Origin of the sequence: Verrucosispora sp. SN26_14.1 (assembly GCF_004307965.1) — a bacterium.
Lineage (GTDB): Bacteria > Actinomycetota > Actinomycetes > Mycobacteriales > Micromonosporaceae > Micromonospora.
The window spans coordinates 1-7,004 of record NZ_SISL01000309.1; the positions used below are offsets into that span (position 1 = coordinate 1).

The 7,004-nt window shown below is 72.4% G+C and carries 8 protein-coding genes and 1 riboswitch; of the genes, 4 read left to right on the forward strand and 4 right to left on the reverse strand.

Annotation, left to right across the window (positions count from 1 at the left end; translation table 11 throughout):
• Positions 1-602, reverse strand: a 602-nt coding sequence (locus tag EYA84_RS22665) for a TetR/AcrR family transcriptional regulator (protein ID WP_161595018.1), incomplete at its 3' end; no start/stop codon positions are given.
• Between the two features lie 109 nt (positions 603-711).
• On the opposite strand from EYA84_RS22665, the gene EYA84_RS22670 reads away from it, so the two are divergent.
• Together EYA84_RS22670 and EYA84_RS22675 are read left to right on the forward strand one after the other, a co-directional pair.
• Positions 712-1,653 (forward strand): ABC transporter ATP-binding protein, encoded by a 942-nt coding sequence (locus EYA84_RS22670; RefSeq protein WP_131055120.1) that lies wholly within the window; start codon positions 712-714, stop codon positions 1,651-1,653.
• A complete protein-coding gene (locus tag EYA84_RS22675) occupies positions 1,650-3,275 on the forward strand; it encodes an ABC transporter permease (protein ID WP_131055121.1) in 1,626 nt (541 codons plus the stop codon). The genes EYA84_RS22670 and EYA84_RS22675 overlap by 4 nt, the downstream gene beginning before the upstream one ends.
• Positions 3,276-3,347: 72 nt before the next feature.
• On the opposite strand, the gene EYA84_RS22680 is transcribed toward EYA84_RS22675, so the two are convergent.
• From EYA84_RS22680 to EYA84_RS22690, 3 genes are read right to left on the reverse strand one after another with little or no spacing between them, the layout of a single operon-like run.
• Positions 3,348-4,079, reverse strand: coding sequence for an amino acid ABC transporter ATP-binding protein (locus EYA84_RS22680; protein WP_131055123.1), 732 nt, complete (start codon positions 4,077-4,079; stop codon positions 3,348-3,350).
• On the reverse strand, positions 4,076-4,858 hold the full coding sequence (locus tag EYA84_RS22685; RefSeq protein ID WP_131055126.1) for an amino acid ABC transporter permease: 783 nt from the start codon (positions 4,856-4,858) through the stop codon (positions 4,076-4,078). Before EYA84_RS22685 ends, EYA84_RS22680 begins: the two co-directional genes overlap by 4 nt.
• 35 nt (positions 4,859-4,893) lie before the next feature.
• Positions 4,894-5,736 (reverse strand): ABC transporter substrate-binding protein, encoded by an 843-nt coding sequence (locus EYA84_RS22690; protein WP_131055127.1) that lies wholly within the window; start codon positions 5,734-5,736, stop codon positions 4,894-4,896.
• Between the two features lie 261 nt (positions 5,737-5,997).
• Positions 5,998-6,110, reverse strand: a riboswitch (SAM riboswitch).
• Positions 6,111-6,402: 292 nt separating this feature from the next.
• Here EYA84_RS22690 and EYA84_RS22695 point away from each other — a divergent pair.
• Together EYA84_RS22695 and EYA84_RS22700 are read left to right on the forward strand one after the other, a co-directional pair.
• Complete coding sequence (locus tag EYA84_RS22695; protein ID WP_131055129.1) at positions 6,403-6,705, forward strand: urease subunit gamma; 303 nt, start codon at positions 6,403-6,405, stop codon at positions 6,703-6,705.
• Positions 6,702-7,004: urease subunit beta (locus tag EYA84_RS22700; RefSeq protein WP_131055131.1), on the forward strand; the 303-nt coding region annotated here is incomplete at its 3' end. The genes EYA84_RS22695 and EYA84_RS22700, both read left to right, overlap by 4 nt.

The following is a 7,004-nucleotide window of genomic DNA, read 5'->3' on the forward strand; positions in this document are numbered from 1 at the left end:
GCTGCCGGGGCGGTCGGACCGTCCGCGCCAGTGCCGGTGGTCGGCGGAGTGGCCAGCGGGGAGTCCTCCAGCAGTCGGCGGACGCCGTCGAGCATGTCCTCGCGCAGCGCACGTTCGGGTACGTCGGTGAGGAAGAGGACCGGATCGCCGCACATCGCGAGCGCCTGTACCGCCCGGACCCGCTCCCGCACAGCCGGGTTCGGCCCGGCCACGATCTCGTTGGCGCGCATCGCGATCCGCATCAGTCGCTGGTAGTCCGTGCCACGATCGACCAGCGCCAGGTCGTGGTAGAGCATGCCCAGCGAGTGCCGGTGGGCGAGCATGACGTCCACCCAGCCCTCCAGGAGCGACCACCGGGCCTGTCCCGCCGGTAGGGCCTCGGCCCGGTCGAGCAGCTCCTCCAGGTCCCGCACGAACGGCTCGGCGAGGTCGGTGAGCAGGTGTGCCTTGCTGGGGAAGTGATAGAGGATCGCCGCCTTGGTCAGTCGCAGGCGTTCGGCGATCTGGCGCAGCGAGGTGCGTTGGTAGCCCTGCTCGGTGAACATCTGCAACGCCGTACGCAGGATCCGGCTGTGCGTGTCGTCGACTTCCTCCCAGCTCATGGCGTTCAGCGTAGCGGTCCCTGACCGCTGGACGGGCGCTGCGGGAATCCACTTACCATCGGTCAGTACAGTGAGGGGTGGTCGGTACACCGAGCGACAGGAGGCACCCATGTCCGTGATCTCGATCGAGAACCTCGTCAAGACCTTCGGTGGTGTACGTGCCCTGGACGGACTCGACCTGACGGTGGAACCGGGGGAGGTGCACGGCTTCCTGGGACCCAACGGCGCGGGCAAGTCCACCACCATCCGGATCGTTCTCGGCCTGCTGCGCCGCGACTCCGGACAGGTACGCGTCCTCGACGGCGACCCGTGGCGGGACGCGGTCGCGCTGCACCGGCGGCTGGCGTACGTACCCGGTGACGTCAACCTCTGGCCCAACCTCACCGGCGGGGAGGCGATCGACCTCTTCGGCGCGTTGCGCGGCGGTCTCGACGAACGCCGCCGCGACGAGCTGCTGCGACGCTTCGAGCTGGACCCGACGAAGAAGTGCCGCACCTACTCCAAGGGCAACCGGCAGAAGGTCGCCATCGTCGCCGCCTTCGCCTCCGGCGTGGAGCTGTACGTCCTGGACGAACCCACGTCCGGTCTGGACCCGCTGATGGAGGCGGTGTTCCAGGAGGAGGTCCGCACGCTCACCCGGGCCGGAGCGAGCGTGCTGCTCTCCAGCCACGTGCTCGCCGAGGTGGAGGCGCTCTGCGACCGGGTCAGCATCATCCGGGACGGGCGCACCGTGGAGTCCGGCAGCCTCGCCGAGCTGCGCCACCTGGCGCGTACCACGGTGACCGTCGAGACCGCACGGCCGCTGACCGGGCTGGCGGAGCTGCCCGGCGTCCACGAGGTCCGTCCGGTCGACGGCCGGGTCAAGCTGGAGGTGGAGCCGGCGCACCTGGACACCCTCCTCGGCCACCTGGTCCGGTTCGAGGTCCGTGCCCTGACCAGCACGCCGCCCACGCTGGAGGAGCTGTTCCTGCGGCACTACGGCGGCAGCACCGACGCGGGACGGCAGGCCGGCGACGTCGCGCGGGAGACCACCGCCGGAGGTACCCGATGAGCGCCTTCACCGGCACCGGGCGACTCGCCCGCCTCGCGCTGCGTCGGGACCGGATCCGCCTGGCGGTCTGGGTCCTCGGCACCCCGCTGATCGGCTACGGGCTGGCCGAGAGCGTCGCCGGTCTCTACCCCGACGAGCAGACCCGCCTCGGGTACGCCGAGACCGCCCTGTCCAGTGTGGTCGCCCGTGCCTTCAACGGTCCGATCGCGAGCGCCGACCTCGGCGCGGTGGTGGTCGCCGAGACGTACCTCACCCTCACCCTGCTCGCCGCGCTGCTGAGCACGTTCGCCGTGGTCCGGCACACCCGGCAGAACGAGGAGACCGGGCGCGCCGAACTGCTCGGCGCCACCGTCGTCGGCCGGTACGCCCTGCTCACCGCCGCCCTGGTGGTGGTCGTCGGCGCGAACCTGGCCTCCGCCGCGCTGCTCGCCCTGGCCTTCGTCGGGGCCGGGCTGCCGGTCGTCGGTGCGGTGGCCGCCGCCGCCGCGATCGGCGGGGTCGGCGTCGCCTTCACCGGCCTCGCGGCCGTCACCGCCCAGCTCTCGGTCAGTTCCCGGGGCGCCAACGCGCTCGCCGCGGCCACCGTGGGCGTCGCGTTCCTGCTGCGCGCCGCCGGTGACGTGCTGGGCGAGCGCGGCAGCGACGGTACGCGGCTGGACAGCGCCTGGCCGACCTGGCTCTCGCCGTTGGGCTGGGGCACCCAGGTACGCGCCTTCGGCGCCGAACGATGGTGGGTGCTCGCACTGCCGGTGGCCCTGCTGGTGGCCGGTGTCGCGCTGGCCTACCTGCTGGCCGAGCGCCGGGACGTCGGCGCGGGTCTGCTGGCCGCGCGGCGTGGACCGGCCCGAGCGGGCTCGGGGCTGCTCGGACCGGTCGGCCTGACCTGGCGGTTGCAGCGCGGCGCACTGGCCGGCTGGGCGGTGGCGGTGGTGGTGCTCGGCCTCTCCATGGGGGTGGCCGGTCACGAGGTCGACGCGATGATCGCCGAGAACCCGGCGGCGGCCGACGTGATCGCCCAGCTCGGCGGCGGGGCGGAACTCGTCGACGCGTACCTGGCCGCGATCCTCGGCCTGTACGCGCTGACCATCGGCGCGTACGTCGTGCAGGCCCTGCTGCGTACCCGCAACGACGAGTCCGACGGCATCCTGGAGGCGCTGCTGGCCACGGCGGTGAGCCGGACCCGGTGGCTCGGCACGCAGGTGTGCGGCGCGGTGCTCGGCGCGGCGCTGCTGGTGCTGCTGGCCGGTCTCACCACCGGGCTCGGGTACGGCCTGGCGGCCGGTGACGCGGTCGGCTGGACGGTCGAGCTGGGCGGGGCGGCGCTGCTGCGGTTGCCCGCCCTGCTGGTGCTCGTCGGGGTGGTGACCGCCCTGTTCGGCGCGGTGCCCCGCTGGTCGGTGGCGCTGAGCTGGGCGGTGCTGATCGCCTTCCTGCTGCTCGGGCAGTTGGGCGCGGTGCTGGAGCTGCCGCAGGCGGCGCTGAACCTGTCGCCCTTCACGCACGTGCCGTCGGTGCCCGCCGCCGACCTCAGGGTGCTGCCCCTGGTGGTGCTCACCGCCGTGGCGGCCGTGCTGCTGGCCGTCGGAGTGGGCGCGTTCCGGCGGCGCGACACCCCGGTCTGAGATGTAAGGAGGGGACCCCTGCTAACGCCTCGTGCATAGCAGGGGTCCCCTCCTTACATTCGCACCCGCGCGTTACCGCACCTGGGACAGGAAGCGGCGCAGGCGCGGGTGCTCGGCCGACTCGAAGATCGTGGCCGGCTCGCCGGCCTCCAGCACCACTCCGGCGTCCATGAACGCGACGGTGTCGGCGACCTCGCGCGCGAAACCCATCTCGTGGGTCACCACCACCATGGTCATGCCCTGCGACGAGAGGTCCGCCATCAGCGACAGCACGCCCTTGACCAGCTCCGGGTCGAGCGCCGAGGTGGCCTCGTCGAAGAGCATCACCTGCGGCTGCATGGCCAGCGCCCGGGCGATGGCCACCCGCTGCTGCTGCCCGCCGGAGAGGTGCGCCGGCCGGGCGTCGGCCTTCGCCGCCAGCCCCACCCGGTCCAGGTGGGTACGCGCCACCGCCACCGCCTCGTCCTCGCCGAGCTTGCGGATGCGCCGCAACGCGACGGTGATGTTGCGCAGCACGCTCATGTGCGGGAAGAGGTTGAACTGCTGGAACACCATGCCGACCCGCTGCCGCAGGGCGTCCGGGTCGTCGCGCAGCACGCTGCGCCCGTCCAGCAGCACGTCGCCCTTGTCCGGTTCGAGGAGCCGGTTGACGGTCCGCAGGAGCGTCGACTTACCGGACCCGGACGGGCCGATCACGCAGGCGGTCGCGCCGCGTGCGACGTCCAGGTCCACCCCGCGCAGCACCTGGTGACGGCCGAAGGCCAGGTGTACGTCGCGCAGGCTCAGACTGACCGAGGTGCTCATCGTTGGTTGCCTCCGGCGGCGCCGGGCAGCGCCAGGTCGAGGTCGTCGGGGTCGTCACCGGCCGGTCCGGTCGCCGGGCGGCCGTGCCGCAGCCGCCGGTCGATCCAGTTGACGACGTGCGTCAGCGGCACGGTCAGGGTCAGATAGACGAGCCCGGCGAGCAGCAGCGCCGACTGGTTGCCGGTGTTGGCCGCGTAGTCCTGCCCGATCCGGAACAGCTCCCGCTGGCTGGCCAGCAGACCGAGGAAGTAGACCAGGCTGGAGTCCTTGATCAGTGCGATGAGCTGGTTGACCCAGGCCGGCAGGACCCGCCGGACACCCTGCGGGATCACCACCACCCGCATCGCCTCCCACCAGGAGAAACCGAGCGCGCGGGCGGCCTCCACCTGGGTGGCCTCCACCGACTGGATGCCGGAGCGGAAGATCTCCCCGATGTACGCCGACGCGATCAGCGACAGCGCCAGGATGCCCAGCGGGTACGGGTTGGGTCCCCACACCTGCATGCCCAACGGCGCCAGACCGACCCCGATCAGCAGGATCGTCGCCGCCGCCGGCAGACCGCGGAACACGTCGGTGTAGACCCGGGCCGGCCACCGCAACCAGCGGGTACGCGAGATGCCCGCGACGGCCAGCACGATGCCCATGGCGGAGCCGAGCAGGGCGGCGGTGACCGCCAGGATCAGCGTGTTCGGCAACCCGACGGTGATCATGTCGGGCAGCGCCTCGCGCATCGACTCCCAGTCGAAGAACGTCTCCCACAGGGTGCGCAACGGATCCACGGTCGACCTCCGCCCTACTCGCTCGTCGTCCTACCTCAGGAGGCGGCCGGCGCCGACACCTCGCCGCTGCCCGGGGTGAAGTCGGCCGGGATCGGCCGGCCCGGGTAGTACTGCTCCTGGAGGCGGGTCCAGGTGCCGTCGGCGATGACCTCGTCCAGGGCCCGGTTCAGCGCCTCGCGCAGCGTGTCGTTGCCCTTGGCGACCGCGTACGCGGTGGGTGCCGGGCTGAGTTCCTTCGCCGCGACCGTGATCCTGCCGCCGCTGTCGGCGGCGGTCTTCTCGCCGATCTCGGCCGGGGCGATCCAGGCGTCGGCGGTGCCCGCCTTGAGCTGGTTGATCGCGCCGTTGTAGTCCGGCACCCGCACCGGGTCGAGGCCACGCCCGGTGGCGTAGTCGTCCTGGACGGTGCCCTGCACGACGACCACCCGCTTGCCCGACAGCTCGTCGAAGCTCGCCAGCGTCGAACCGGCGGGCACGTCGAGGCCGAAGTATCCGAAGTCGTAGCCGTTGCCGAAGTCGACCGTCTTCTTCCGCGCCTCGGTGATCGTGATCGAGGAACTGCCGACGTCGAACTTGCGGTTGTTGACCTGGGCGAGCAGACCGGAGAAGTCGGTGCCGACGAACTCGACCCGCAGCCCGAGCTTGTCGGCGGCGGCGACCAGCAGGTCGTTGTCGAACCCGGTGAACTCGCCGTCCTTGAGGTACACGTTCGGCGGTGCGTCGGTCAGCGTGCCGGCCCGCAGCACCCCAGGCTGGAGCAGGTTGTACGGGTTCTCGGCGGGGTCACCGTCCGCGCCGCAGGCGGTGAGGGTGACGGCGGCGAGCACGGCGGTGACGCCGACGGCGGCGGCCCGGGTGAGGGCAGGAAGGAATCGCACAGGTGTCTCCTGATGAGCGGCGGCGGGCACGCACGTGCCACACCGACGGTCCGCCGTGGGACGGACCGCGAAGGATGGGAACGAACGGGGTGGTCGTCCGACCGGGTGGGGTCGACGGCCGGGTGGCGACGCGGTCAGCTACACGCGGCGCTGCACACCCGCATCATGTCGACGTGTCGACGCCGGGTCAGGTGCCGGCAGGCAACCGGTCGATCGGGGTACGCCATGGCTCTCCTCGAGGTCGTGATGACCTGGGACACCAGGCCACGCTTGCACCGGAGATCGCTCCGATGCCTGGTCCTCACCCGGGGCACCCCTGCGCGGACGAGGGTTGCCGGCCAGCGAGCCGGGGCTTGACGCTGACGCTCTTGACCTGCCGCCGAGGCTAGCAGCCCGTGACGGGGCAGCGTCCACCCGTTATGACCACGCTCACGCGGGGTGTTGCCCGCTGCCCGCGTGATCCCTTACGGTCTGCTCAGCGGTGGGCGGTGCGGTCCGCATCCGACCCGACACCGCCGGTGGTCCGTCACGCGGACCGGGGAGGTGGAAACCCCGGGCCCCGCGCACGTGGCGGTCGGGACCGGCGGGCGAACCCCGACCGGCGGTCGGCGCGTCGAGGCGCCGGGCCGACGGTGTCCGGGGCGCGGAACCCACCGGGAGCACCCCGTGTATCTCACCCCTCACGAGCAGGACCGCCTGCTCGTCCACGTGGCGGCGGACGTCGCCCGACGCCGCCGCGAGCGCGGCCTGCGTCTCAACTACCCGGAAGCCGTCGCGGTGCTCACCGCCTTCCTCCTCGAAGGTGCCCGCGACGGGGCGTCCGTGGTCGACCTGATGGCCTCCGGCCGCACCGTCCTGAGCCGGGACGACGTGCAGGACGGCATCCCCGAGTTGCTGAGGGAGGTGCAGGTGGAGGCGACGTTCCCGGACGGCACCAAGCTGGTGACGGTGCACCACCCGATCCCGTGATCCCCGGGGAGATCCTGCCGGCGGCGCGGCCGGTGGAGATCAACGCCGGACGTCCGGTGACCACGCTGCTCGTGGTGAACACCGGTGACCGGCCGGTGCAGGTCGGGTCGCACTACCACTTCGCCGAGGCCAACCCGGCCCTGGACTTCGACCGGTCCGCCGCCTGGGGGCAGCGTCTCGCCGTACCGGCCGGCACGTCCGTGCGTTTCGAACCGGGCGTGAGCCGCACCGTGGACCTGGTGCCGCTGCGCGGCGCGCGGATCGTCCCCGGCCTGCGCGGCGAGTGCGCCGGCCGGGGA